Annotated in this window: 28 protein-coding genes; 24 read left to right on the top strand and 4 right to left on the bottom strand. The window is 66.8% G+C overall.

Features of this window, described 5'->3' with window-relative positions; all coding sequences use genetic code 11:
- Positions 1 to 220 precede the first annotated feature (220 nt).
- From ACLB0R_RS16690 to ACLB0R_RS16585, 22 genes are all read left to right on the top strand, one after another.
- Positions 221 to 403, top strand: a complete 183-nt coding sequence (locus tag ACLB0R_RS16690; protein WP_167712938.1) for a hypothetical protein — start codon at positions 221 to 223, stop codon at positions 401 to 403.
- The gene (locus ACLB0R_RS16685; RefSeq protein WP_167712939.1) at positions 393 to 914 is read left to right on the top strand and encodes a DUF2840 domain-containing protein; all 522 of its coding nucleotides are present in this window, start codon (positions 393 to 395) and stop codon (positions 912 to 914) included. The genes ACLB0R_RS16690 and ACLB0R_RS16685 overlap by 11 nt, the downstream gene beginning before the upstream one ends.
- Entirely contained in the window at positions 911 to 1525 is a 615-nt protein-coding gene (locus tag ACLB0R_RS16680; RefSeq protein ID WP_167712941.1) for a S26 family signal peptidase, read from the top strand. Before ACLB0R_RS16685 ends, ACLB0R_RS16680 begins: the two co-directional genes overlap by 4 nt.
- A complete protein-coding gene (locus ACLB0R_RS16675) occupies positions 1506 to 1838 on the top strand; it encodes a DUF736 domain-containing protein (RefSeq protein ID WP_167712943.1) in 333 nt (110 codons plus the stop codon). Before ACLB0R_RS16680 ends, ACLB0R_RS16675 begins: the two co-directional genes overlap by 20 nt.
- Positions 1839 to 1892: 54 nt before the next feature.
- Positions 1893 to 2234, top strand: a complete 342-nt coding sequence (locus ACLB0R_RS16670; RefSeq protein ID WP_167712945.1) for a DUF736 domain-containing protein — start codon at positions 1893 to 1895, stop codon at positions 2232 to 2234.
- A 4-nt stretch (positions 2235 to 2238) separates the two neighbouring features.
- Positions 2239 to 2979 carry a lytic transglycosylase domain-containing protein gene (locus tag ACLB0R_RS16665; protein WP_167712947.1) on the top strand — a complete coding sequence of 247 codons (741 nt, stop codon included), beginning with the start codon at positions 2239 to 2241 and terminating at the stop codon, positions 2977 to 2979.
- Positions 2976 to 3221 carry a hypothetical protein gene (locus ACLB0R_RS16660; RefSeq protein WP_434953880.1) on the top strand — a complete coding sequence of 82 codons (246 nt, stop codon included), beginning with the start codon at positions 2976 to 2978 and terminating at the stop codon, positions 3219 to 3221. Before ACLB0R_RS16665 ends, ACLB0R_RS16660 begins: the two co-directional genes overlap by 4 nt.
- Positions 3218 to 4981: a DUF3363 domain-containing protein gene (locus tag ACLB0R_RS16655; RefSeq protein ID WP_167712804.1), complete on the top strand. Its 1764-nt coding sequence runs from the start codon at positions 3218 to 3220 to the stop codon at positions 4979 to 4981. Before ACLB0R_RS16660 ends, ACLB0R_RS16655 begins: the two co-directional genes overlap by 4 nt.
- 17 nt (positions 4982 to 4998) lie before the next feature.
- A complete protein-coding gene (locus tag ACLB0R_RS16650) occupies positions 4999 to 6981 on the top strand; it encodes a conjugal transfer protein TraG (RefSeq protein WP_167712806.1) in 1983 nt (660 codons plus the stop codon).
- Between the two features lie 9 nt (positions 6982 to 6990).
- On the top strand, positions 6991 to 7419 hold the full coding sequence (locus ACLB0R_RS16645; RefSeq protein WP_167712811.1) for a CopG family transcriptional regulator: 429 nt from the start codon (positions 6991 to 6993) through the stop codon (positions 7417 to 7419).
- A 69-nt stretch (positions 7420 to 7488) separates the two neighbouring features.
- Positions 7489 to 7887, top strand: coding sequence for a DNA-directed RNA polymerase subunit alpha C-terminal domain-containing protein (locus ACLB0R_RS16640; protein ID WP_167712813.1), 399 nt, complete (start codon positions 7489 to 7491; stop codon positions 7885 to 7887).
- A gap of 249 nt (positions 7888 to 8136) precedes the next feature.
- Complete coding sequence (gene trbB / locus ACLB0R_RS16635; protein WP_167712815.1) at positions 8137 to 9123, top strand: P-type conjugative transfer ATPase TrbB; 987 nt, start codon at positions 8137 to 8139, stop codon at positions 9121 to 9123.
- Positions 9120 to 9452, top strand: coding sequence for a TrbC/VirB2 family protein (locus ACLB0R_RS16630; protein WP_167712817.1), 333 nt, complete (start codon positions 9120 to 9122; stop codon positions 9450 to 9452). Before trbB ends, ACLB0R_RS16630 begins: the two co-directional genes overlap by 4 nt.
- Positions 9452 to 9733 (top strand): VirB3 family type IV secretion system protein, encoded by a 282-nt coding sequence (locus ACLB0R_RS16625; RefSeq protein ID WP_167712819.1) that lies wholly within the window; start codon positions 9452 to 9454, stop codon positions 9731 to 9733. Before ACLB0R_RS16630 ends, ACLB0R_RS16625 begins: the two co-directional genes overlap by 1 nt.
- 10 nt (positions 9734 to 9743) lie before the next feature.
- Entirely contained in the window at positions 9744 to 12236 is a 2493-nt protein-coding gene (gene trbE / locus ACLB0R_RS16620; protein ID WP_167712821.1) for a conjugal transfer protein TrbE, read from the top strand.
- Entirely contained in the window at positions 12233 to 12958 is a 726-nt protein-coding gene (gene trbJ / locus ACLB0R_RS16615) for a P-type conjugative transfer protein TrbJ (RefSeq protein WP_167712823.1), read from the top strand. Before trbE ends, trbJ begins: the two co-directional genes overlap by 4 nt.
- A 6-nt stretch (positions 12959 to 12964) precedes the next feature.
- Positions 12965 to 13315 carry a putative entry exclusion protein TrbK-alt gene (trbK-alt, locus tag ACLB0R_RS16610; RefSeq protein WP_167712826.1) on the top strand — a complete coding sequence of 117 codons (351 nt, stop codon included), beginning with the start codon at positions 12965 to 12967 and terminating at the stop codon, positions 13313 to 13315.
- Positions 13312 to 14604 carry a P-type conjugative transfer protein TrbL gene (trbL, locus tag ACLB0R_RS16605; protein ID WP_167712827.1) on the top strand — a complete coding sequence of 431 codons (1293 nt, stop codon included), beginning with the start codon at positions 13312 to 13314 and terminating at the stop codon, positions 14602 to 14604. Before trbK-alt ends, trbL begins: the two co-directional genes overlap by 4 nt.
- A gap of 4 nt (positions 14605 to 14608) precedes the next feature.
- Positions 14609 to 15301, top strand: a complete 693-nt coding sequence (trbF, locus tag ACLB0R_RS16600) for a conjugal transfer protein TrbF (RefSeq protein ID WP_167712829.1) — start codon at positions 14609 to 14611, stop codon at positions 15299 to 15301.
- On the top strand, positions 15288 to 16307 hold the full coding sequence (trbG, locus tag ACLB0R_RS16595) for a P-type conjugative transfer protein TrbG (protein WP_167712831.1): 1020 nt from the start codon (positions 15288 to 15290) through the stop codon (positions 16305 to 16307). Before trbF ends, trbG begins: the two co-directional genes overlap by 14 nt.
- Positions 16304 to 17554, top strand: coding sequence for a TrbI/VirB10 family protein (locus ACLB0R_RS16590; RefSeq protein ID WP_167712833.1), 1251 nt, complete (start codon positions 16304 to 16306; stop codon positions 17552 to 17554). The genes trbG and ACLB0R_RS16590 overlap by 4 nt, the downstream gene beginning before the upstream one ends.
- A complete protein-coding gene (locus ACLB0R_RS16585; protein WP_167712835.1) occupies positions 17551 to 17778 on the top strand; it encodes a DUF2274 domain-containing protein in 228 nt (75 codons plus the stop codon). The genes ACLB0R_RS16590 and ACLB0R_RS16585 overlap by 4 nt, the downstream gene beginning before the upstream one ends.
- 20 nt (positions 17779 to 17798) lie before the next feature.
- On the opposite strand, the gene ACLB0R_RS16580 is transcribed toward ACLB0R_RS16585, so the two are convergent.
- The 4 genes from ACLB0R_RS16580 to ACLB0R_RS16565 all read right to left on the bottom strand — a co-directional run bounded on the left by ACLB0R_RS16580 (position 17799) and on the right by ACLB0R_RS16565 (position 23342).
- A complete protein-coding gene (locus ACLB0R_RS16580) occupies positions 17799 to 18077 on the bottom strand; it encodes a hypothetical protein (RefSeq protein ID WP_167712837.1) in 279 nt (92 codons plus the stop codon).
- Between the two features lie 82 nt (positions 18078 to 18159).
- Positions 18160 to 19071: a LysR substrate-binding domain-containing protein gene (locus ACLB0R_RS16575; RefSeq protein WP_167712839.1), complete on the bottom strand. Its 912-nt coding sequence runs from the start codon at positions 19069 to 19071 to the stop codon at positions 18160 to 18162.
- Between the two features lie 209 nt (positions 19072 to 19280).
- Positions 19281 to 21785, bottom strand: coding sequence for a helix-turn-helix transcriptional regulator (locus tag ACLB0R_RS16570; RefSeq protein ID WP_209092156.1), 2505 nt, complete (start codon positions 21783 to 21785; stop codon positions 19281 to 19283).
- A gap of 261 nt (positions 21786 to 22046) precedes the next feature.
- A complete protein-coding gene (locus ACLB0R_RS16565) occupies positions 22047 to 23342 on the bottom strand; it encodes an NAD(P)/FAD-dependent oxidoreductase (RefSeq protein WP_209092157.1) in 1296 nt (431 codons plus the stop codon).
- 143 nt (positions 23343 to 23485) lie between these two features.
- On the opposite strand from ACLB0R_RS16565, the gene ACLB0R_RS16560 reads away from it, so the two are divergent.
- Positions 23486 to 24694: an alkane 1-monooxygenase gene (locus ACLB0R_RS16560; protein WP_167712843.1), complete on the top strand. Its 1209-nt coding sequence runs from the start codon at positions 23486 to 23488 to the stop codon at positions 24692 to 24694.
- Positions 24695 to 24852: 158 nt separating this feature from the next.
- The coding region (locus ACLB0R_RS16555) for a rubredoxin (RefSeq protein WP_434953879.1) at positions 24853 to 25163 on the top strand (311 nt) is incomplete at its 3' end.

The raw sequence follows: 25163 nt of genomic DNA, 5'->3' as shown, positions 1-25163 counted from the left end.
ATTTCATTCCCTCGCAAACCCGTGGAATCGCTCGCGGAATCGCGTCTCTTCTAACTATGCTAATAGAGAAGAATACTTCGTATTCTTGCTAACGGCGCTGCGCGCTGTGGAAAATTCATCGCGACGCGGCTCGCGGATAGCGCCGCTTTCGCCGTTTCTACTACGCTATACTACTACGCCTTCGCTGGCGGCCTTGCAATCGCGGCAGGTTCGCGCGGGTATGATGCCTGGCGATGGCGAGCTGGCGTATGCGGCCAGCCTGATCGTCGAGGCGTTCGGCGACGTCGTTCCTTGCGCCAACCCCAAAGCCATCGGCGACGCGATCCTGCGCCCCGACACCGTGCTCGATCCCGTGTCGGGCAAACCTCCATCGATGTCTCCGGAGACGAACGATGAACGATAACCGACCGGCCGGCGCGCGCGCTGGCCGCACGCTGAGCGTGCTTGCCGGCGACGGTCTCACCCATGTCGAGCTGACATGGATCGAGAAGAAGCTGGAGCATTGGATACGCTTCGGCCGTGTCGCCCAGGACCGCATCCTGACGCGCCGCACCCGCGTTGTCAGCTTCCGGCCCGGCGCGGTGTTCGCGTTCGTGCGCTGGGCGTCCAACGACTTCGGCACGATCGTCTCGCGCATCGACGTGGTGCGGGCCGTCGCGCCGCGCGAGCCCTACACGACTCTGCCCTTCGTGCGGCCGGGCGGCGACATCCTGCTCAAGATCGAGGGTTGGCCGAAGGTCGCCCAGGTGCTCGCCGCGATCGACGCGGTGGAGGCGGAGGGCGTCGATCCCTGCGACGCCGCGCCCGATCATTGGCGCCACGTCCATAACCGCATCGCCGCCGGCCATCAGCCGCGCCCCTACACGCTGGAACGTCATCGCGCCTGGCTCAAGCGCCGGGAGATCGAGGGATGACACGTTTCGGCTATGTCCTCGCGACCGTCACCACGGCGGAATTGTTCGCAGCGCTATTCGTCACGGTCGCGATCGTCCAGCCGCGCCCGCGCCTGATCTGGAACGCCAGCGCGAGCGCGCCGATCGGCCTCTACCGTCTCGAACGGGACGCCCATCCGTCCGTCGATACGCTGGTCGCCGTCCTGCCGCCCGCGCCGATCGCCCGCTGGCTCGCAACGCGCCGCTATCTCGCCGAGGGCGTGCCGCTGCTCAAGCATGTCGCGGCACGGCCGGGGCAGCGGATTTGCCGCACCGGCGCCGTGGTCAGCGTTGATGCGCGACCCGTCGCCGTCGCGCTCTCCCGCGACAGCCGGGGCCGGCCGCTGCCGGTCTGGCGGGGATGCCGGACGGTCAGGACCGGCGAGCTGCTGCTGCTCAACGCATCCGTCCGCGACAGCATGGACGGCCGCTATCTCGGCGCGCTGCCCGCAGCCGGGCTGCTTGGCCGCGCGATCCCGCTGCTCACCCGCGATGCGCCCGGTGCGTCGCTGCGCTGGCGCGGCTTTCGCGCTCGCCCCGCTTTCCACCCTGCCAACGCAAAGGAGTCTGGCGATGTCGCCCATGATCTTTGAATCCACCGTCGATGGCTATGCCGGCCGCGTCCGGCTGTTCGGCATCGACGAAGCGATCGTGCTGGTCGCCGCCGATCCGAGCGACGCTGAGGGCGCGCCGGATTACCGGGTCCACCTCGACGACGAAGACGGCCCCGACATCGGCGGCGGCTGGAAACGGGTCGGTGAGCGGGCCGGCGACTACATCGCGCTGGAGATCGACAGCCCGCTGTTCGGCGCGCCGTTCCGGCCTGTGCTGTTCCGCGCCGACGACAACGGGCGCGCGCTACGGCTGTCGTGGAAGCGTCCGCGTCCGCGCGACGACCGGGCCTGAGCGACGAGCGGCCCAAGCCTTCCACACACCCGACCGCAAACACGAGGCAGACCCATGAAGACAATCACCATTGGAATTTTCCGCCACATTCGAGGTGCCTATCAGGGGCGTCTCCAGACGCTTGGCATCGACACGCCGCTATGCCTGTTGTCCGTCGATCCGCGCGAAGGCGAGGACGCACCCCACTGGCGCGCCCATCTCGGCGACAGCGCGGAAGGCGCACCAGTTGGCGAAGCATGGAACCGGCTCGGGGGACCGGGCGGGTTCCACGTCGCGGTGTCGATCGACGGCCCGCTTTGCCCCCGGCCGATCGACGCGATGCTGCTCACCGCCGGACGTGGCGACGTTCACCATCTGGTCTGGAGCCGGCCGACCGAGCCCGGCAAGGAAGGCTGAGGCGATGCGCCGGCTCGCCTGCCATCTGACCGCCGCGGCGTTCGCCATCACGTCGCCGCCCGGCATGGCGGCCGCGCAGGAGGTGCCGCCAGCGCGCACGGCCGTCGCACCCGTCGCGTCGTCCATTGTCGAGGCGGCGCGGCGGTTCGGGCTCCCCGAAGCGTGGATATGGGCGGTGATCCGCGTCGAGAGCCGGGGCAACGCCGCGGCGGTCTCGCCGGCCGGTGCGATGGGGCTGATGCAGGTCATGCCCGCGACATGGGCGGCGATGCGGACGCGCTATGGCCTGGGAGCCGATCCGTTCGACGCGCATGACAACATCGTCGCGGGCGCGGCCTTTCTGCGCCTGATGCTCGACCGCTACGGCAATCCAGCGGCGATGCTGGCGGCCTATAATGCAGGACCGGGGCGCTATGACGACTGGGTTGCGCGGCGTCGTCCGTTGCCGGCCGAGACCGTGGCGTATGTGGCGCAGCTCGGCGACGTGACTGGCGGATCGGGAGTTGCCGGTGCCGCGCCCGATCCGCTCGCATGGACGCACGCGCCGCTGTTCATCCGTGTTGGCGCGGATGGTCCGGCGGCTGCTCCAGCGCGCGCCGACGACACATCGGGAACGCTGCCGCTGCGCATCGCCGCCGCAGAAGATGCGCGACCTGACACGCTCTTTGCCGTCCGGTTCGGTGTTGCGTCGCCGCAGCCGGATCGCACGCGGACCCCCGACCGGAGGGAGGCCGACACACCATGACCGCCCGCCTTTTCATAGTGTCCGGTCCGAAGGTGAAAGGGGTTCGGAAGGCAGAAAAGTGCCGAAATCTAAGAGGGCAAGATACAAGCCGCACCCCAAAATCGCTGAAAGCCCTTGTCTTTCAGCGATTTGGCGCGGGTGCGTCGGTCGGCGAGCGTGCCGCTCGGAAGAAAAAGGCTAAGGATTTCAAAGGAAGTCGCAGTGCCACCGGCCAATCCGGCCGGAAAACGGTGCTGCCGTGAGCGAGGACGGCGAGTTCCGCATCCGGCCGGGCAAGGTCCGGCGTAGCGTATCGGCCTCGCGCAACGCGCGCGGCCTGGTGGCCGAGGTGCTGCGCGCCGCCGCCAAGTCGGGCATGGGCCGTCGCCACGGCTGGTCCGCCACCGCCCGGCGGGGGCAATCGAATTTCGGCCGGGGCCGGACCGCGTTTGCGCGCAGCCGTCTGTTCGCCCCGAGCCGGCGGGTCGCCGTCAAGGTGCTGCCGGTTGTCCAGCGCGGGCGGATGGCGCCGCTCTCCGCGCATCTGGCTTACCTCAAGCGTGAGGGTGTCACCCGCGAGGGATCGCCGGCCCATATGTTCGGTGCCGACACCGATCGCGCCGATGATCGCGCCTTCGCCGAGCGATGCAAGGATGACCGGCATCATTTCAGGATCATCGTCTCGCCCGAAGACGCGACCGAGCTTTCGGACCTGCGCGAATATACCCGCGATCTCGTCCGCCAGATGGAAGTCGATCTCGGCACCCGGCTTGAATGGGTGGCGGTCGATCACTGGAACACCGACAACCCGCATGTCCATCTGCTGGTGCGCGGCGTGGACGACCAGGGCGCGGACCTGCGCATGTCCCGCGAATACATCAGCCACAACCTGCGTTCGCGTGCCGAGGAATTGGCGTTCGCGGAGTTGGGGCCGAAGCCCGAGCACGAGATCGAGCGCGGGCTGGAACGCGAGGTGACGGCGGAGCGCTGGACCCGGCTCGATACCGAGATCGGGCGTTCCGCCGACGAGCTGGGCATCATCGACTTACGGCCCGACCGGGCCGGCCCCGACGATCCGCGCATCCGGCGCCTGATGGTCGGCCGCCTCCAGCATCTCGAAACGATGGGCCTCGCGACGGAGGCCGAACCTGGCCAGTGGGCGATGGCGCCGGATGCGCAAGCCAGGCTGCGCGAGCTGGGCACGCGCGGCGACATCATCCGCACGATGGGCAAGGCCCTTCAGGACCATGGCCAGCAGCGCCCGCTCGACAGCTACGAGATCGTGAGCGCCACGCCCGCCCGCCCGATCGTCGGCCGACTACTCGACAAGGGACTGCACGACGAGGTTGCCGGCACCGCCTATGCCGTGATCGACGGCACGGACGGGCGCACTCACCATGTCCGCTTCCCCGGCCTTGAAGCGCTGGAGCACAGTGCGCCGATCGGCGGCATCGTCGAGCTGCGCGCCATAAGCCGGCCGAACGCGCCGGCGCCGACGCTGGTCCTCGCCACCCGTTCCGATCTCGATCTCACCGCCCAGGCGGGGGCGCGGGGCGCGACGTGGCTCGATCATCGGCTGATCGAGCGCGGTGCCGGCATTGCTGACGCGGGCTTCGGCGCGGAGGTGAAACGGGCGATGGACAGTCGTGCCGATCATCTGGTCCGCGAGGGGCTGGCCCGTCGCTACGGCGAGCGCATCGTGTTCGAGCGTGGTCTGCTCGATACGCTCCGCCGCCGTGAACTGGACGCGGCGGGCGCCGAGATCGCCGGCAGGACCGGGCGCACATACCGGCCGGTCGCGACAGGCGTGAAGGTGGCGGGGGAATACCGCCAGCGCCTGACGCTCGCTTCCGGCCGCTTCGCCATGATCGAGAGCCTTGGTGGTGATGGGGGCCTCGGGTTCAGCCTCGTGCCCTGGTCGCCGGGCCTCGAACGACAGCTTGGGCGTCAGGTCGCGGGCGTCGTGCGCGACGGGGGCGGCATCGACTGGTCGCTCGGCCGCAAGCGCGGCCTCGGTCTCTAGCTTTGAAAGGAGTCGTTATGCCTGCCACCAAAATCCTTTGGGGCCAGATCGCCGCGGTGTTCCTGATCGTGCTGGTCTCGATCTGGAGCGCGACGCAATGGACGGCGGCCGCGCTCGCCTGGCAGCCCGAACTCGGCCGGCCATGGTTCATGGTGCTGGGGTATCCGGTCTATCTGCCACCGGCTTTCTTCTGGTGGTGGTTCGCCTTCGATGCTTATGCGCCGACGATCTTCGAGAAGGGGGCGCTGATCGCCGCCTCCGGCAGTTTCGTCGCGATCATCGTCGCCATCACCATGTCAGTCTGGCGCGCGCGCGAGGCGAAGAATGCCGAGACCTACGGTTCGGCCCGCTGGGCGACGCTGCGCGAGATCAGGACCGCCGGGCTGCTGGGTGAGGATGGCGTGATGCTGGGCAAGCTCGGCATCCATTATCTGCGCCATGACGGCCCCGAGCATGTGCTGTGCTTCGCGCCGACCCGCAGCGGCAAGGGCGTCGGCCTTGTCGTGCCCTCGTTGCTGACCTGGCCGGGCTCGGCGATCGTCCACGACATCAAGGGGGAGAACTGGACGCTCACCGCCGGGTTTCGGTCGCAGCACGGTCGGGTGCTGCTGTTCGATCCCACCAACGCAGGTTCCGCCGCCTACAATCCGCTGCTGGAGGTGCGGCGCGGCGAGTGGGAGGTGCGCGACGTGCAGAACGTCGCCGACGTGCTGGTCGACCCGGAAGGGTCGTTGGAGAAGCGAAATCACTGGGAGAAGACCAGCCATGCGCTGCTGGTCGGCGCGATCCTCCACGTCCTCTACGCCGAGCCCGACAAGACGCTGGCGGGCGTCGCCGCCTTCCTCTCCGATCCGGGCCGCACGATCGAGCAGACACTGGCCGCGATGATGGCGACGCCACATCTCGGCGAGGCGGGCGTTCATCCCGTGATCGCCAGCGCCGCGCGCGAACTGCTCAACAAGAGCGACAACGAACGCTCAGGCGTGCTGTCCACCGCCATGTCGTTCCTCGGCCTTTATCGCGATCCGGTGGTGGCCGCCGTCACCCGCACTTGCCAGTGGCGCATAGCGGATCTTGTCAAAGGCGACCGGCCGGTGACGCTCTTCCTCGTCGTGCCGCCGAGCGACATCAGCCGGACCAAGCCGCTTATCCGCCTGATCCTCAACCAGATCGGCCGCAGGCTCACCGAGGAACTGAACCCGAAGGGCAACCGCCATCGCGTGCTGCTTATGCTCGACGAGTTTCCGGCACTCGGCAGGCTCGACTTCTTCGAAAGCGCGCTGGCATTCATGGCGGGCTACGGGCTCAAGGCGTTCCTGATCGCGCAGTCGCTCAACCAGATCGAGAAAGCCTACGGCCCGAACAACGCGATCCTCGACAACTGCCATGTCCGCGTCAGCTTCGCCACGAATGACGAGCGGACCGCCAAGCGGGTTTCGGATGCGCTCGGCACCGCGACCGAGATGCGGGCGATGAAGAACTATGCAGGGCATCGCCTCTCGCCGTGGCTCGGACATCTCATGGTATCGCGCTCCGAGACGGCCCGCCAGCTTCTCACCCCCGGAGAGGTCATGCAGCTTCCACCGGACGACGAGATCGTCATGGTCGCAGGTGTCCATCCGGTGCGGGCCAAGAAGGCGCGCTATTATCAGGATGCGCGGTTCATGGCGCGGATCACGCCGCCGCCGGAGCCGGAACCTTCGGCGCCGCGCGCAGACGACTGGACCGGCCGCGTCGCGCAGGCCGACGAACAGGCGCTCGCCCGCATCGCCCGCGAACAGGAGGATGCCGCCAATGGCGGGCTGCGGCGTGAACCCGAGCTGCCCGATCATGTCGCCATCGTGAAGGAAACGACCGACACGCGGTCGCCCGCGCAGGAGTTCTCGGTCGTCGATGACGAGCCGGAGGATGCGGCGCGGCAGGCGGCCGCCCGACGCCAGCAGATGCGCGGGATTGCACGCCAGGCGTCGCTCGATCCCGGTGATGGCCTCGATCTGTAGGAGCGAACGATGCGCGTGAGGCTCAACGTCTATTTCCCGCCGGAGCTGGCCCGTCAGGTGGACGAACTGGCGATCCGGCGGCGCATCTCGCGCTCGGCGATCGTCGAAGCGGCGGTGGCGTCGTATCTGTCGCCGGATGGGTCCGACCGGCTCGAAGCCGCCTTCGCGCGCCGGCTCGATCGGCTGACCCGTCAGGTCCAGCGGCTCGAACGCAATACCGGCCTTGCCACCGAGGCATTGGCGCTATTCGTGCGCTTCTGGCTGTCGGTCACACCGCCGCTTCCCGACGAGGATCAGGCGGCCGCCCAGGTGAAAGGGCGCAAACGCTACGAGGGGTTCGTCGAGACGCTCGGGCGACGTTACGCCAGCGGCAAGAGTCTGCTCGACGAGATCGGCGAGGATGTCGAGCGAGGGAGTGACAAGGAGACCGCCCTATAATGCCGGCCGAATATGGCGATAAGTCGGGACCGTCGAGACGGAGCCGGAGCGATCGACTATGGCGTCCCGATGGCAGACGTCGATTCCGGGACTGACGCAAGACAACGCCGAGCAGAGGCTCTGGCGATGCGCCGCTCGGGCATGACCCTGCGGGAAATCGGCGAGACATTAGGCGTGAGCGCGAGCCGGGCGGGGCAGCTCGTTCATAATGCGGTTCGTGACGAGCCTTGCAGGCTTTCGCCAACGTCGCCCGTGGAGACGAAAATTAAGGCTTCCACCAAGATCAGCGATCTTCCGTGGAGCTGGCGCACCTACAATGTGCTCATGAACTGCGGCTTCCACACCGTAAGCGACTTCCTGCGCTCCGATCGTGCTGAGTTCGAGCGCGAAATGCTGAGCGTGCCGAACTGCAATCGTCGGTCTTGGGAGGAAATCGCGTCGATCCTGGACCGGATCGAATCCGACTGAAGCGGTCATGTGACGTGAACGCCGACTCGAAGGCTGGAAGCCTCGCTCGGCATCCCTGTCGGCTGAAATTGAGCGCCATCGTGACGATTGGAGTTCTGGCCGGGCGACCTTGATTCCGCCTTCGACACTTATCTGCCGCCGCCTCTACTACGCCTCGACATAAGTGTTGCTCCCACTGCTTTTGCGGTTCTCTTGATGTGCCCCTGAGGTCGAGCGGCGGTTCGCTCGGCTCAAATCAGGGGCCGTTGCTTGACCGTCCAGCCGATCCGTTCCGAAGCCAGGGCACGCGGCGCGCGAATGCTGCGCACGGCGCTGGGACCGTCCATCGCGGCGTGGCTGGACGATGCGACCGTCATCGAGGTGATGCTGAACCCGGACGGCCGCCTGTGGGTCGATCGGCTGGGTCAGGGCATCTCCGACACCGGCATGATGCTTGCCGCCGCCGATGGCGAGCGGATCGTCCGCCTGGTCGCCCATCATGTCGGCGTCGAGGTTCACGCGCGAAGCCCGCGCGTATCCGCCGAGCTGCCGGAAGGCGGCGAACGGTTCGAGGGATTGCTGCCGCCCGTCGTCGCGGCTCCGGCCTTCGCGATCCGCAAGCCCGCCGTCGCCGTGTTCACGCTCGACGACTATGCGGCGGCTGGGATCATGTCGGGCGCGCAAGCCGGGGCGCTGCGCGCCGGCGTGGCGGACCACGCCAACATTCTAGTGGCCGGCGGCACCGGCACCGGCAAGACCACGCTGGTCAACGCGCTGCTCGCGGAAGTCGCGCGGACCACCGATCGGATCGTGCTGATCGAGGACACGCGCGAGCTGCAATGCGCCGCACCCAACCTCGTCGCCATGCGGACGCGCGACGGCGTGGTCTCGCTCTCTGATCTCGTCCGCTCGTCGCTTCGCCTGCGCCCCGACCGCATCCCGATCGGGGAGGTGCGGGGCGCCGAGGCGCTCGACCTCCTCAAAGCCTGGGGCACCGGCCATCCCGGCGGGATCGGCACCATCCATGCCGGCACCGCGCTCGGCGCGCTGCGCCGGATGGAACAGCTTATCCAGGAGGCCGTCGTCACGGTCCCGCGCGCGCTGCTCGCCGAGACCATCGACCTGATCGCGGTGCTGGTCCGCGACGGCGCTGGCCGCCGGCTCGCCGAGCTGGCCCGCGTCGAGGGGCTCGACCCCGCAACCGGCGACTACCGCCTCACGCCTTTTGTCCAAACCCAACCGGGAGACCTGCCATGATCCATGCCCTTCGGCATGGCGCACGCCGCGCCATGCTTGCCGCCTCGGCCAGCGCCGTCGCACTCGCGATTTCCGCTCCCGCTTATGCCTCGGGCTCGTCGATGCCGTGGGAGACGCCGCTCAATTCGATCCTCGAATCGATCCAGGGGCCGGTCGCCAAGATCGTCGCGGTCATCATCATTATCGTCACCGGCCTGAGCCTCGCATTCGGCGACACCAGCGGCGGCTTCCGCCGCCTGATCCAGATCGTGTTCGGCCTGTCGATCGCGTTCGCCGCGTCGAGCTTCTTCCTCAGCTTCTTCTCGTTCAGCGGCGGGGCGCTGGTCTGATGGCGCTGGCGGGGGACATCGGCGAACCCGTCGCCGGCTTCATCGCGCCGGTGCATCGCGCGCTGACCGAGCCGATCCTGCTCGGCGGCGCGCCGCGCAGCCTCGCGATCCTCAACGGGACGCTCGCGGGCGCGCTTGGCCTTGGCCTGCGCCTCTGGATCGCGGGCCTCGTCCTCTGGGCGGCCGGCCATGCGGTCGGCGTGTGGTCGGCGCGCCGCGATCCGCAGTTCGTGGACGTGGCGCGACGCCACCTCCGCTATCCGACCTGGCTCCGGGTGTGAGGGCGGCCCGATGATGAGCTTGCGCGAATATCGCAGCGGCGCCGCGCACCTCGCCGACTTCCTGCCCTGGGCGGCGCTGGTCGGCGGAGGGGCGGTGCTCAACAAGGACGGATCGTTCCAGCGCACGGCGCGCTTTCGCGGTCCCGATCTCGACAGCGCGACGCCCGCCGAGCTGGTCGCGACCACGGCGCGGCTAAACAACGCGCTGCGCCGGCTCGGTTCGGGCTGGGCGATCTTCGTCGAGGCGCAGCGCGCGCCCGCGCTCGCCTACCCGGATTCGGAGTTTCCCGATCCGGCCTCGGCGCTGGTGGACATGGAGCGGCGCGAACAGTTCCGCGAGGAAGGCACGCATTTCGAGAGCCGCTACTATCTGACGCTCGCCTGGATGCCGCCGGCCGAGGACGCGGCGCGCGCCGAAGGCTGGCTTTACGAGGGCCGCTCAGGCAGCGGCGTCGATCCCTGGGAGCTGCTCAAGGGCTTCATCGACCGCAGCGACCGCGTGCTCCATCTGGTTGAAGGTTTCGTCCCCGAAGTCCGCTGGCTCGATGACGCCGAGACGCTGACCTACCTGCACAGCACCATCTCGACCCGGCGCCAGCGCGTCCGCGTGCCGGAGACGCCGATCCATCTCGATGCGCTGCTCGCCGACGAGCCGCTGACCGGCGGCCTCGAACCGAAGCTGGGCGATCATCACCTCCGAACGCTCACCATCATCGGCTTCCCGAGTGTGACCTTTCCCGGCCTGCTCGACGAGCTGAACCGGATGGCGTTCGAGTATCGCTGGGCAACTCGCGCGATCATGCTCGACAAGACCGACGCGACCAAGCTGCTTACGAAGATAAGGCGGCAATGGTTCGCCAAGCGCAAGTCGGTCGCGGCGATCCTCAAGGAAGTCATGACCAACGAGGCGTCGGTTCTGATGGACAGCGACGCCTCGAACAAGGCCGCCGACGCCGACACCGCCTTGCAGGAGCTGGGCGCCGACTATGCGGGCCTCGCCCTCGTCACCGCCAGCGTGACGGTGTGGGACCGCGACCCGGCGGTGGCATCCGAGAAGCTGCGGCTCGTCGAGAAGGTCATTCAGGGCCGCGACTTCACCGTGATCCCCGAAGGCATGAACGCGATCGAGGCATGGCTGGGGAGTCTTCCGGGCCACGTCTATGCCAACGTCCGGCAACCGCCGGTCTCGACGCTCAATCTCGCCCACCTGATCCCCCTGTCAGCGGTATGGGCGGGGCCGGAACGGGACGAGCATTTCGGACAGCCCCCGTTGCTCTATGCACGGACCGAAGGCTCGACCCCGTTCCGGTTTTCCCTTCACGTCGGCGATGTCGGCCACGAAATCATCGTCGGGCCGACAGGTGCTGGCAAGTCGGTGCTGCTCGCGCTCATGGCGATGCAGTTCCGCCGCTACCCGGACTCGCAAGTCTTCGCCTTCGACTTCGGCGGCTCGATCCGCGCGGCCGCGCTGGCGATGGGCGGCGACTGGCAGGATCTCGGCGGCGGCCTCTCCGACGAGAGCGAGACGGGCGTGCAGCTCCAGCCGCTCGCCCGCATCGACGATCCCGCAGAGCGAACCTGGGCTTCCGAATGGCTGGCCGCGATCCTCGCCCGCGAAGGCGTCACCATCGACCCGCAGGCCAAGGAGCATATCTGGTCGGCCCTCGGCTCGCTCGCCAGCGCGCCGGCGCCCGAGCGCACCCTGACCGGCCTTGCGGTGCTCTTGCAGAGCCAGCAGCTCAAGCAGGCGCTGGCGCCTTATTGCGTCGGCGGGCCGTGGGGCCGCCTGCTCGACGGCGAGACCGAACGGCTGGGCGAGGCCAGGGTGCAGGCGTTCGAGACCGAGGGCCTGGTCGGCGCCGGATCGGCCGCGGCGGTGCTCGCCTATCTGTTCCACCGCATCGAGGGCCGGCTGGACGGCTCGCCGACGCTCATCATCATCGACGAGGGCTGGCTGGTCCTGGATAGCCCGGAGTTCGCGGCGCAGCTCCGCGAATGGCTCAAGACGCTCAGGAAAAAGAACGCCAGCGTCGTCTTCGCCACGCAGAGCCTCGCTGACATCGAGACTTCGGCCATCGCGCCGGCCATCATCGAGAGCTGCCTGACGCGCATCTTCCTGCCCAACGAGCGCGCCGCCGAGCCGCAAATCACCGCCGTCTATCGCCGTTTCGGCCTCAACGACCGCCAGATCGAGATCATCGCGCGGGCGACCCCCAAGCGGGATTATTACTGCCAGTCGGCGCGCGGCAACCGGCTGTTCGAGCTGGGGCTGGGCGAGGTGGCGCTGGCCTTCGCGGCGGCCTCCTCGAAGACCGATCAGCGCCTGATCGCCGAGTTGATCGACCGTCACGGCCACGATGGCTTCGCCGCCGCGTGGCTGCGCGAGCGCGGCGTCGCCTGGGCGGCGGACCTGCTGCCCGCCTTCGCGCCCGCCGATCCGCACGAGGCGCGGGAGCGCCAGCCTGAACTTCCCCTCATGCCTGACATGGAGATCGAACCATGAAATCTTCGCCGATCCGCCGCGCCCTGATGGCAGGCGTTCTCGCTGCAACGGCCGTCGCCCCGGCCTTGATGCCCATGCCGGCCTACGCGCAATTCGGCAGCGGCATCGTGTTCGATCCGACCAACTACGCCCAGAACGTGCTCACCGCCGCGCGCGAGCTGCAACAGATCAACAACCAGATCCAGCAGATCGAGAACCAGGCCACCTCGCTGATCAATCAGGCGAAGAACCTCGCTTCGCTGCCATACAGCACGCTGGCGACCTTGCAGGCGCAAATCCAGCGCACCCAGCAGTTGCTCAACAACGCCCAGCGCATCGCCTACAGCGTCCAGTCGATCGATCAGGCGTTCACCACCCGCTACAATGGCGCCACCGCCTCGACCTCCGACGCGCAGATGGTCGCCAACGCGCAGGAGAGCTGGAAAACCAGCGTCGCCGCGTTTCAGGATACGATGAGGGTTCAGGCCGGCGTCGTCGGCAATATCGACGGCGCCCGCACCAGCATGAACGGCCTGGTTTCCGCCAGCCAGTCGGCGACCGGCGCGCTCCAGGCGGCACAGGCAGGCAATCAGCTTCTCGCGCTCCAGTCACAGCAGATCGCCGACCTGACCGCGCTGGCCGCTGCGCAGTCGCGCGCGCAGGCGCTGGAAATGGCCCGCCAGACGCAGATCGAGGCGGACGGCCGCGAGCGGTTCAGCCGCTTCTTCGACAACGGCAACTGACGACCGATGCCCTCGCGCAACCTCAAGATCGCGGGCGTCGCGGCGCTCGCCGGCATGATGATGGCGGTGGTGATCGTCGGCACGACGAAGCGGGACCAGCCTGCTCCGGCGGACATGAACGCACCGCCTGTCGCCGCGGCCTCCGATCCGCTCGCGCGCGAGCTGGACCGCTGCGCCACGCTCACCATGCCCGATGCGGGGTGTGAGGCGGCGTGGGCGGCGAACCGCCGTCGCTTCTTTGGCCAGAACGACCCGTCCGCCGAGACGGTCGGCACAGCGGATCAGGTCGCAGCGCAGGGACAGGGCGAGCCGCAGGACGCGGCGGCGCTCCCCATTAAGACGGGAGCACGGCCATGAATACCGGCGTCATCGACACCTTCCTCGACACCTTCACGCGCTACATCGACAGCGGCTTCGGGTTGCTCGGGAGCGAGGTCGGCTTCCTCTCTTCGACGCTGATCGTGATCGACGTGACCATCGCGGGTCTGTTCTGGGCCTGGGGCGCGGACGAGGACGTATTGCAGCGCCTCATCAAGAAAACCCTCTACATCGGCGTGTTCGCCTTCATCATCGGCAATTTCTCGAACCTGGCCACAATTGTCTTCCAGAGCTTTGCCGGGCTGGGGCTCAAGGCCAGTGGCGGCGGCATGGCGCTCGCCGACTTCATGAAGCCGGGCAGCATCGCCGCGGCCGGCTTGACCGCCGCCCAGCCGTTGGTCGATGCGACCAAGGAATACGGCAGCATCTGGGCGGTCTTCGCCAATCTTGCGGCCATCATCGTCCTGATGCTCGCTTGGGTGATCGTCGTGCTCGCCTTCTTCGTGATGGCGGTGCAGGTCTTCATCACGATCATCGAGTTCAAGCTGGTGACGCTCGCCGGCTTCGTGCTGCTGCCGTTCGCCTTCTGGCATCGCACCGCCTTCATGGCCGAGAAGGTGCTGGGCCACATCGTCTCGACCGGCATCAAGGTGCTGGTGCTGGCCGTCATCACCGGCATCGGCACCACCTTGTTCAGCCAGTTCACCCCCACGGGTCTCGGGGCGACGCCGAACGCCCAAACCGTGATGGCGATCGCACTCGCGGCGCTGGCACTGCTTGGCCTCTCCATCTTCGGTCCCGGCATCGCCAACGGCATCGTTTCGGGCGGTCCGGCGCTCGGAGCCGGTGCGGCCGCCGGAACGGCGCTCGCGGCCGGCGGCGCGATCATGGGCGGCGTCGCCGGTGCGCGCCTCGCGGCCGGGGCCGCAGCCGGCGCGATCGGCGGCATGGCGACGGGCGGAGCCCGCGCCGCGGGCGCCGCCTCCGGCGCTTATTCGGCCGGATCGGCGGGCAAGTCGGGCGCGGCTTCGGTGGCCGGCGGCCTTGGCGGCGTCGGCAAGGCGGCGGGAAGCGCCGCCATGTCGCCGCTGCGCCGCGCCGCCGCCTCGATGAAGCAGAGCTACCAATCCGGCCGCGCCGCGACCTCCGCACCAGCGGCCACGTCCGCCGCGCCGGAACCATCCGGCACGTCCGGCCCGCCGGCCTGGGCGAAGTCGATGAAACAACGCCAGACGATGAGCCACGGCGCGAGCGTCGCCGCCCACACGCTGCGCGGCGGCGACAGCCACGGCGGCGGCGCTTCGGTCGATACCAGCGAGAAGGACTAGCCGCATGTTCCGACGCCCCTCCATCCGCTACGGGCAGACGCCCGAGCCCGAGACGCCCTACCAGCGTGCCGCGCAGGTCTGGGACGACCGCATCGGCTCGGCCCGCGTGCAGGCGAAGAACTGGCGGCTCGCCTGCCTCGCTTCGCTGGCGCTGTCGGGCGGGCTTGCCGCCGGCCTTGTATGGGAGTCGGCGAGCGGCTCGATCGTGCCGTGGGTCGTGCAGGTCGATCGGCTCGGCCAGGCGCAGGCCATCGCCCCCGCCGATTACGGCTATCAGCCGACCGATCCCCAGATCGCATTCCATCTGGCGCGCTTCATCGAAGAGGTGCGCGGCATCGCCGCCGATCCGATCGTCGTCCGCCAGAACTGGCTTCGCGCCTATGACTTCACCACCGACAAGGGCGCGGTCGCGCTCAACGACTATGCGCGATCCAACGACCCGTTCGCCAGCATCGGCAAGGTGCAGGTCGCGGTGGACATCTCCAGCGTGATCCGGGCCTCGCCCGACAGCTTCCGCGTTGCCTGGATCGAGCGGCACTATCAGGACGGGAGCCTCGCTTCCACCACGCGCTGGTCGGCGATCCTGACGATCGTGATCCAGACCCCCGCCACCCCCGACGCGCTCCGCAAGAATCCGCTCGGGATCTACGTCAACGCCATCAACTGGTCGAAGGAGCTGTCCGATGACGCATCCTGATGCACGCCGGGCTACGCTCCCGGTCCTGCTGCTCTCCGCCTCCGCGCTCGCCGGCTGCGCCGGCGCCGGCGCCAAACCGCCCGCCATCTCCTATGATGATGCCACGCCCGCCATTCAGGCCGTGTCCGAGCCCGAACCGGCCAAGCCCGTCGAGGTGGTGGCGATCCCGCAGCCGCTGCCCTTGCCGGGTCAGTTGAAGCCGGTAACGGCCGGGCCGCGCGTTCCCGAGCCGGCCGATCCGAAGGAGCGCGTCGGCGTCGCCAATGCCGCCGCCCGCGTGCAGCCGGTCAAGGATGGCTTCCTCAACGCCATCCAGCAATATCCCTATGCCGATGGCGCGCTCTATCAGGTCTATACCGCGCCGGGCGAGGTGACGGACATCGCGCTGGAGGAGGGCGAGCAGCTCGCCGGCTCCGGTCCCGTCGCGGCCGGCGACACGGTGCGCTGGGTCATCGGCGACACCGAGAGCGGATCGGGCGCGACGAAGCGCGTCCATATCCTCGCGAAGCCCACGCGCCCCGACCTGACCACGAACCTCGTCATCAACACCGACAGGCGCACCTATCACCTCGAACTGCGCGCGACAGCCGCGACCTATATGGCCTCGGTCTCGTGGACCTATCCGCAGGACAGGTTGATCGCGCTCCGGCGCGACAATGCGGCGGCCGCCAGCGCCGCGCCGGTGGCGGCCGGCGTGGACATCGCCGCGCTGAACTTCCGCTATGCGATCGACGGCGACAATGCGCCGTGGAAGCCGCTGCGCGCCTTCGACGACGGCCGACAGGTGTTCATCGAGTTTCCGGCCGGGATCGCGCAGGGCGAGATGCCGCCGCTGTTCGTGGTTGGGCCGGCCGGTGGCGGCGAGCTGGTGAACTACCGCGTCCAGGGCCGCTACATGGTGGTGGACCGGCTGTTCGGCGTTGCCGAACTGCGCATGGGCGACAAGAAGTCCCAGCAGAAGGTGCGCGTCACCCGCACCGACGGCACGCGCCGGGGGCGGTCATGAGCGGGGCCGAGCAAGGCCCGGCCACGCCGGAGACCCCGGCGAGCGCGGCGGCGCCGGCCGCTGCCGGGGCGCCATCCGAAGCCTTCCGGCTGCGCGGGAGCCCGCCGCGCGTGATGCGGCTGTCGCGAAAGGCGCTGGCGGCGGTCGGCGTGGTCGCCGGCCTCGGTATCGGCGGCTCGCTGATCTACGCGCTGCGCCCGGCCGGACAGCACCAGGCCAAGGAGCTATACAGCACCGAGAACCGGCCAACCGCCGATGTCATCGCCACCGCGCCAAAGGATTACGGGCATGTCCCGAAGCTCGGCCCCGCGCTGCCCGGCGATCTCGGGCCGCCGATCCTGTCTGCCGAGCAGCGCCGCGAGGCCGCGCTGGGGACGCCGGGCACGGTCCCGCCCGGTCAGGGTGCGCAGGCGAATGCCGCCATCGAGGCGCGCCAGCGCGTCCTTCAGGAGCGCGACGCCGCGCGCACCAGCAAGCTGTTCCTCGGCGGCGAGCCCGCGCCGGCCTCGGCTCCCGCGCTCGCCCTCGCGGATCAGGCCACAGGTGCAGTGTCCGCCGCCACGCCCGCCACGCAGTCCGAGGACGCCAGCCCCAACGGTCAGGCGGCCAAGCGCGCCTTCCTCAAGGACGATAGCGACCGCCGCGCCGTCAGCGCCGAGCGGCTGGCTGCGCCGCCGTCGCCTTATGTGGTCCAGGCCGGCAGCGTAATCGCGGCCGCGCTCATCACCGGCCTCCGCTCCGATCTTCCCGGCCAGATCACCGCCCAGGTGACGCAGAATATCTATGACAGCCCCACCGGGCGCATCCTGCTCATCCCGCAAGGCGCGAAGTTGATCGGTGCCTATGATTCCTCGGTCTCGTTCGGGCAGAGCCGCGTGTTGCTCGCTTGGGATAGGCTGATCTTTCCCGATGGCCGTTCGATCGCGCTCGAGCGCCAGCCGGGCGCCGATGCCGCAGGCTATGCCGGGCTTGAGGATGGCGTGAACAACCATTGGGGCAAGCTGTTCAAGGCCGCGCTCCTCTCGACTATGCTCAGCGTCGGCAGCGAGGCCGGCACCAGCCAGAGCGAGAACAATCTGGCGCAGGCGCTCCGGGCCGGCGCCGCCAACGGATTCAGCCAGGCCGGACAGCAGGTCGTCGAGCACGAGCTGAACATCCAGCCCACACTCACCATCCGTCCCGGTTTCCCGGTCCGTGTGATCGTGACGCGCGACCTTGTATTGGCTCCCGCTGGAGGCGGCCAATGACCGCCAAACTCAGGCTGGGGCCGATCGCCGACGACAAGCCGGTGAAGCTGACGGTGGAGTTGCCCGCCGCGCTTCACCGCGATCTCGTCGCCTATGCGGCGGCGCTCGCGGCCGAGACCGGACAGCCGCCGATGCCGCCCGAGAAGCTCGTTGCCCCGATGCTGGCCCGGTTCATGGCGACCGACCGCGCCTTTGCGCGGCATCGACGCACGCGGGTGGACTGACAGGCCAACCGGCCGGTTCCTCAGTGACCGAAGAACTTGTTGAACCGCGCCCTGCCGTCCGCCTCGATGACGGCTTGGCCCGCGTTGAAGCACTCGTCGCCGCGCACCGAGCCGGACTGACATCCCGCCACCACCTGGCGAGCTTCCTCGATATGCGCGGCGAAATACTGCTGGCTGCGCGCACCGGCGCTGCTCGTCGCCGCGATCCTCCCAGTGTCGGCAACAGTCGCGGGCGCGGCCATCGGCGCGAGCACCGGCCGCAGCGCAAATCCCGCGCCGAACCCAACGATCAGCGCCATGATGAAATAATAACGACGTTCAACTTCATCGTTCCTCTCCTTCGTCAAAATAAATCGGAGACAAAGCGACAAGGTCTTTCCATCAGTCGATCTCGAACGCCAGCGAATATCGATTGCGCACAAAGGTGAGGAAGCGCCTCAGCGCCGGATTGTCGCTCGCTTTGCGCCAATAAGCCGAATAACCGATCAGCGTCCGGCCGTGCGCATCGTGAACCTCGCGCAGTACGACGTCGGGATATTGGGCACCCGATGCGCCCTCGTAGGTAATGGTGACACCGATGCCGCCGCCTAGCACGCTCATGATCCATTCGCGGCTGACGCAACGCATCCTGATTCTGGGGCTCATACCGAAGGCGGCGAGATGGCCCAGCACCAAGTCGCGCAGCTCCGGGCCGGGATCTTCGACCGTGAGCAGAAAGGTCTCGTCGCGCAGGTCTGTCCAATTCACACTCTCCTGCTCCGCGAGGCGGTGGGAAGCCGGCAGAGCGACCAAGAGGCGCTCGCTCCAGAACGCAGCGCGGCGTAGGCCCTGATAGCTCGCCTCGCCGGGGATGATGGCGAGGTCGACGGCGCCGGCATCGAGTCCCGCCAGCAGCGCCAGCCGTTCGGCCTCGATGCCCTCAATATCCACTTGGGGATTGCTGTCCCGCCAGGCGAACAGCGTCGCCCGCAGGTTCCCGGCGGAGATCGGGCCGTTGAAGCCGACCGCGAGCCCGCCGGCACGCCCTTGGCCGGCGAGCCGCATCGTCTCCACCAGCCGGTCGGAGTTGGCGACGAGATGGCGAGCCTGCGGCATGAACTGGCGGCCGGCGACCGTGGTCGTCACGCCGGTGCGCGAGCGGATGAACAGCTTCACTCCGATTACGCGCTCTAGCCGAAGGATGTTGCGGCTCAGAGTCGACTCCTCCACCCCGAGCGCCCGCGCGGCCCGATGAAGGCTGCTATGGTCGGCTGCGGCAAGTGCAAAGCGGAGCTGTCGGATGCTGAACGACACGGTCAATCCCCCTTGCGGGGTCCTCTTATTTAGAATCACTCGGAACTTGTCTGCGCGGGGAAATCAAATTCTTGCGCCGGCATTGATCGACAAACGATGTTTGTCAGGCGATCCACTACGTTTCGATCGCTATAAAATTCTGCAATGTAAGAAGTGGCGTGAAGGTGCAGTCGATTCGTGTCTTCCATAATCGACCGAACAGATATGGCTTATTCTAAAATTCTCATATCCTCAGCCCTCAAAATCGCTTGGACACGGCTTCTGACTTCCAACTTGGAGAATATGTTATGAACGTGCCATTTGACGGTATCTTCGCTAATGCGGTGCCTGGCCGCGATATCGCGATTTGACAGTCCTTCCTTTATCCTGTGCAGAATTGCGAGTTCCTTTCTCGTAAGAAGAACGGTGTCGGTGGCTATCGGTGCGTAGGAAGGACGGTCGCCCGGCGCGATGCCGCGTCCACCAAATTCTCGCTCATCTGGCATGAGATCGAGCAGCGGGAGCGATACCGGCCCCAACACCTCCAGATACTGACGCTCATCGAGCAACGTGCGATAACATCCGCTTCGCGCAGCGATATCAACCGCGTCCGCGACGCGTTGCTCGGCGGCCGCCGACCTTTCCGTTGCTGCGTTGGCGCCGGCAAGACACAGCAGAGCCGAGATTTCCAGCCTGCTTGATTGGCTGCGGCGCGCATGATCCAGCGCGGCGTTCGCAAGCCGGCCACACAGATGATATTTTGCCTGCCGCGATGCGATACGAGCTTCGGTCAGCGACTTGAGCGCCCGCAGATACGGGCCATGCGTTGTCTGGAAGACGGGCTCGCTTTGCGCCGGCAAGACAGCGTTTGCCTCGCCCGCGTCGTCCAGGACCAGTAGATCCGCCAGTGCAAGACGCGCGAGCGCATCAAGCCGCGGAAAGGCGCATTCCCTGGCGATCACGCGAACTTCCTGAAAAAGTTCGATGGCGCCCTTTCGGTCGCCGTCGCGATGGGCGATGGCTGCCGCGGTCCGAAAGGCCGAAAAGACGAAATCGACCACGCCGTGCTGACGCACGAAATCCAGAACGTCATCGACGCGCGCGGCGATCCCGTCGAGCTGGTTTGCCTCGTATCGTAGCTCGAGTTCCAGCATATCAAGGAGATTGGCGGAGAACGGCGTGGCGTTGATCTGGGCATTGTCGTCATTTCGCGCGCGTCGAAGCAGGTCGGTGCCGGCCTGCATATTGCCCCTCGATATTTCGCTGAAGATCATGGTGCTGTGAAGCCAGCCGAGAGCGTAGCGATGGTTGGCGACAGTATTGACCGACGAGGCTTCAGCGCTCAGTTTCGCGAGATCGTCAGGCCGGCGTTCGCTGGCCGCGATAAAGCAAAGGCATGTGAGGATCGCGCCCCGGCAGACGAGATCAGCCTCGTCATGGAGCTTCAGCCATAACTCGCATTGCCGCCTGCTTTCCTCCAGATTGTCGGCGGTCGCCTCGCCGATCGCGGCGATGAGATCGCACCACCATTCCATCTGCCGCCTGGCCGCTTCGTCGGAAAGGCCGACGCTGACGGCGCGCAGTTCCGACAGCAACGCGGCCGCGTGCTTCTGGTCGTGACTGAAAATCTGCGCCCAGACCAACCCGAGAATGATCGTCGGGGCAGAGACCGCCTCGGAGAAGCTGCGCCGCCATAGCTGGATCTGATCCACCTCGCCCTGGCGCAGCGCGATGTCCATCATGCTCGTTGACGCGACTTCGGCTGCAGCATCCCTGTCGCCGGCGCGCAGATAGAGGCTGATACTTTCGCGGCTATGGCCGCTTTCCCTCTGCCATTGAGCAGCTCGGGCGAACAGTTCCGGCCTGGGACCGTGATGCTCTACCGCAAACCTGTGCTCGAGAAACTCGCGCAGCAGCGGGTGAAACTCATAACCTGATTGTGCTCTATCCAGTGGGGTGAGCAGCATGCGCTCAGCGGACAGCTTTTCAATGACGTAGGCCCCATCACTCCTGCCGAACACATGGTTAAAATAGTCGGCGGAGATCGGCCCCAGGATCGAGGCGCGAATGCAGAACTCCCGTACCTCACTCGGGAGACTAGCCAATATGGCGCTGCGAAAATATCGATCCAGATCGCTATCCCGGCCGGTGACGCGCTCGACGACCAGACGCCCGACAGTCGCTTCATCCGTGGATGCGGCCTGCAACAAGATGCATAGCGGTTCCCCCCAACCTTGCGTGCGTTTCCAGAGCGTATGGACGTCCGGTTCCGGGATGAGAGTTCCAGGCTCCCCCCGCGCGACCGCCTTTGCTTCATCGAAGGTGAACGCGAGCGCATCAGCTCGAACTTCCCGTAGTTGTCGCCGGGCGGCGATGCGTGCAAAGCCGATGCCCGCGGTCGTTGCCGCCACGATCTCGACATCGGCCGGCGCAGCCAGCATGAAATCCTCGATCTCATCCGCGAGGTCGGGATGGAAGCCAATGTCGTCAAGACAGAGAAGGATACCCGAGCTAGATCGCGCGGTGGATTCTCGTAGCCAGCCGGCGAGACCCTGGAGCGTTCGGGGGACGGTGTCCAGCAGCGTTGGGGCATCCTTGCCGCTGGCGCTGCCGGCTGCGAGTATCTGGGCGTGAATGCGCTCTGTAAGCAGGCGGGAATCATATTCGCATTCCCTGGCCGACGCCCAGGCTGCAACGGCACCGGCTTGTCGGCGGTCTTCCCAGATCTGGGCCATCGCAACGCTCTTTCCATAGCCGGGGGGCGCGCGAAGGAGGTGGCAGCGCCTCGCCTCATCGGCCATGAAGAGGCGCGGACGCGCAAGGCATCCGGACGCCAGTAACGCTACCCGCTCGCTGACAGCATCCATGATCTCCAGACTTCCTCTCTTGCTTTGGTCCGCCATGTTCTCCGGCGGCTTCTCAGCGGTACAACCAGGCTCCTATCACATGTGATCGCCCTGCATCTGCGGCTCCCGTCGACCGGCGAACAGGACGAATCAGATCACGGCCTCCTTCAAGGGGATCGCGGCGTCGCTCAGCTTGTCGGGGTCGATACTCGCGCGCACGCCGATGAACTGCTTGCCAACCAGGAAATCCTGTGGCGAATTGATCGCCTCGACGCACTGGATCCGATCGCCCTTCAAATGGAAGATCGCGAAACTCTCGGGAGAGGGGCCGCCGCGCCGCAGGACGCGGTCGACATCGATCGCCTGGCCGGCGATCTGCAGCTTCACGTCATATTGGTCGGACCACTGCCACGGAACCTCGTGGACCGGCGCGGGACGGCCGACAATGGCCCCGACGGCCTGTTTCGCCTGTTCGAGCGCATTGGGCACACTCTCGAGACGAGCCACGTGGGCATAAAGGGGGATTGGTCGGCGGGCGACGTCACCGATGGCGAAGATGGCCGGATCGGACGTGCGGGCTTCCAGATCGACGAGGATGCCGGAGGCTGTGTCCAGCCCCGCATCCCGGGCGATTTCATCATTGGGGACGGCGCCGACGCCGACAAGGGCGGCATCGCAAGCGATCGTTCGACCGTCGTCGAGGTGCACACCGGTTATGTGTCCACCCTGTCCCTCGAACCCGGACACGGTGGCACCCAACTCGAAGTTGACGCCTTGCCTCGCATGGCAGTCGTGGAAGAAGGTGGAAAGCTCCCGACAGGCTACGCGGGCAAGCAGCCGCAGCTCGCGCTCGATCACCGTTACGTCCGCGCCGAGCGCTCGCGCGGATGCGGCCACCTCCAGGCCGATATAGCCGCCGCCGACTATAGCAAGGCGCTGGCCAGCCTTCAGGGCCTTTTTGAGCCGCTCGGCATCGCCCGCCGTCCTTAATTCCAGCACCCCGTCCAGATCCGATCCTGCGACCCGCAGCCTGATCGGGCGAGCGCCCGTCGCGATAACCAGATGGTCGTATTGCAGATCCTCGCCGGTCGAGAGCGTCACCGTCCTGGACTGGCGCTCCAGCTTGTCCGCGCGGATGCCCAGGCGGAGTCGTACCCCGGCTGTTTCGTAGAATTCGGTTGGTTTCAGGAGCGTCGGAGCTGCACCCGATGCGGCTCTGAGCGAGGCCTTGGAAAGCGGCGGACGATGGTAGGGCGGGATGGATTCCTCGCCAACGAGCGTTATCGCGCCCTCGAATCCGTACTGGCGAAGGAGGGCTGCTGCGGTTCCGCCCGCATGGCCCGCTCCCAGAATGACGACATGTGCATCGGCTCTGCCCATGAAAGCTCTCTCTCCTGAAACGCTGTAGTTTAACCGACAGGCGACCAGCCTGGCCTTCAGGCTCATTCGATACAAAATTCGGATCGATCCAAAACCACACTTTAGTTGGGTTGCTCCGGGACGCGGGGCGGCCAAGACTGAAAAGTGCGGCCCGATGTGCCCAAAGTTAAGGACGCAGGAAGTGCGTCACGCATCGAGAGGATATGTCTATGAGCACCATCGCTAGAAGCCTTCCGGGTGATGGCACGCCTGATCGCTATGTCGACAGGAAGCGCTACCTATGGGTATTGTCGGTCGTTTGGCCGGCAGCACCACTCATCGGGCTTTATCTCGTCCACCTGACGGGATGGAGCATCTTCTATGCCTTCACGCTGTTCGTCTGGTACGGCGTCATCCCGGCTTTCGACGTCCTGTTCGGCAAGGACCCGAACAATCCCCCCGAAACGGCAGTGGCCCGCCTGGAGGCGGATAGGTATTACCGGGTTCTCACCTGGCTGACCGTTCCGGTGCACTATGCCTCGCTGGTCGGCTGTGCATGGTGGATCGCGACGCAGCCGATCGCGTGGTGGGGGGTAGTGGCTCTCGCTTTCTCGCTGGGCATCGTCAACGGGCTGGCGCTGAATACCGGCCACGAACTCGGCCACAAGAAGGAGCCCTTCGATCGCTGGATGGCCAAGATCGTCCTGGCCGTCGTCGGCTATGGCCACTTCTTCATCGAGCACAACAAGGGTCATCATCGCGACGTGGCGACCCCGGAGGACCCCGCCACCTCCCGCATGGGTGAGAACATCTACAAGTTCTCGCTGCGCGAAATTCCCGGCGCGTTCCTGCGCGCGTGGAATCTTGAGAAAGTGCGGCTGGAACGTGTCGGCAAGAGTGTCTGGAGCCTAGACAACGAGATCATTCCCCCGCTGCTGATCACCCTGGTCGTTTACGCCGCGCTCCTGCTGGCTTTCGGCCCGAATCCGAAGTTGCTGGTGTTCCTGCCCATTCAGATGGCGTTCGGCTGGTGGCAGCTCACCAGCGCCAACTATATCGAGCATTATGGACTGCTGCGCCAGAAGATGGCGGACGGCCGGTACGAGCGCGCTCAGCCGCGCCACTCGTGGAACAGCAACCACATCGCGTCGAACCTCATCCTGTTCCACCTGCAGAGGCATTCCGATCATCACGCCCATCCGACGCGCAGCTACCAGTCGCTCCGTGACTTCAAGGGCTTGCCGGAACTGCCCACCGGCTATCCGGGCATGTTCTTCATGGCGCTGATCCCGCCGGTCTTCCGGATGGTCATGGATCCCCGCGTCGTGAAATGGGCCGATGGCGATATCGACAAGATTCAGATCGATCCGGCGCGCAGGAAGCAGATCGGCCGTAAATATGGTTCGGCGCGCCGGGCTTCCCAGCGTCCGCTCAACTAGGTTTCAGCGCGGCCGAGCGATCCGTCCGGTCTGAATCTCTCTTCGGAGTGTCGGACATCCGACGGCGCGCCTCGAAACGGGGAGACTTCCATGGCGCTCCGGTCGGTATCGTCATTCCAGGCAGCATCGCTGCGTCGCCGCGCCAAGAAGAAAGCAGCATGATGACTCAATACCAATGCCCTGATTGCGGCTATATCTACGACGAAGCGACCGGAGACCCGCACGAGGGCTTCGCGCCCAACACGACTTGGGCGGAAATTCCGGACAGTTGGGCATGTCCCGACTGCGCGGTTCGCGACAAGCCGGATTTCATTCCCCTGGGGACAGGTGGCATCGCTACGGCGCCGGTCGCCCTTCCCGCGGACGCGGAGCCGTTCGCGAAATGGCACTGCGTGACCTGCGGTCACATCTACGACGAGGCGCTTGGCGACCCGGCGACGGGGCTCGCCCCCGGCACGCGATGGGCCGA

The organism is Sphingomonas sp. GlSt437, from assembly GCF_048015635.2.
Lineage (GTDB): Bacteria > Pseudomonadota > Alphaproteobacteria > Sphingomonadales > Sphingomonadaceae > Sphingomonas.
Note: the sequence above shows the minus strand (reverse complement) of the source record. Positions and strands in the feature narration are given on the sequence as shown.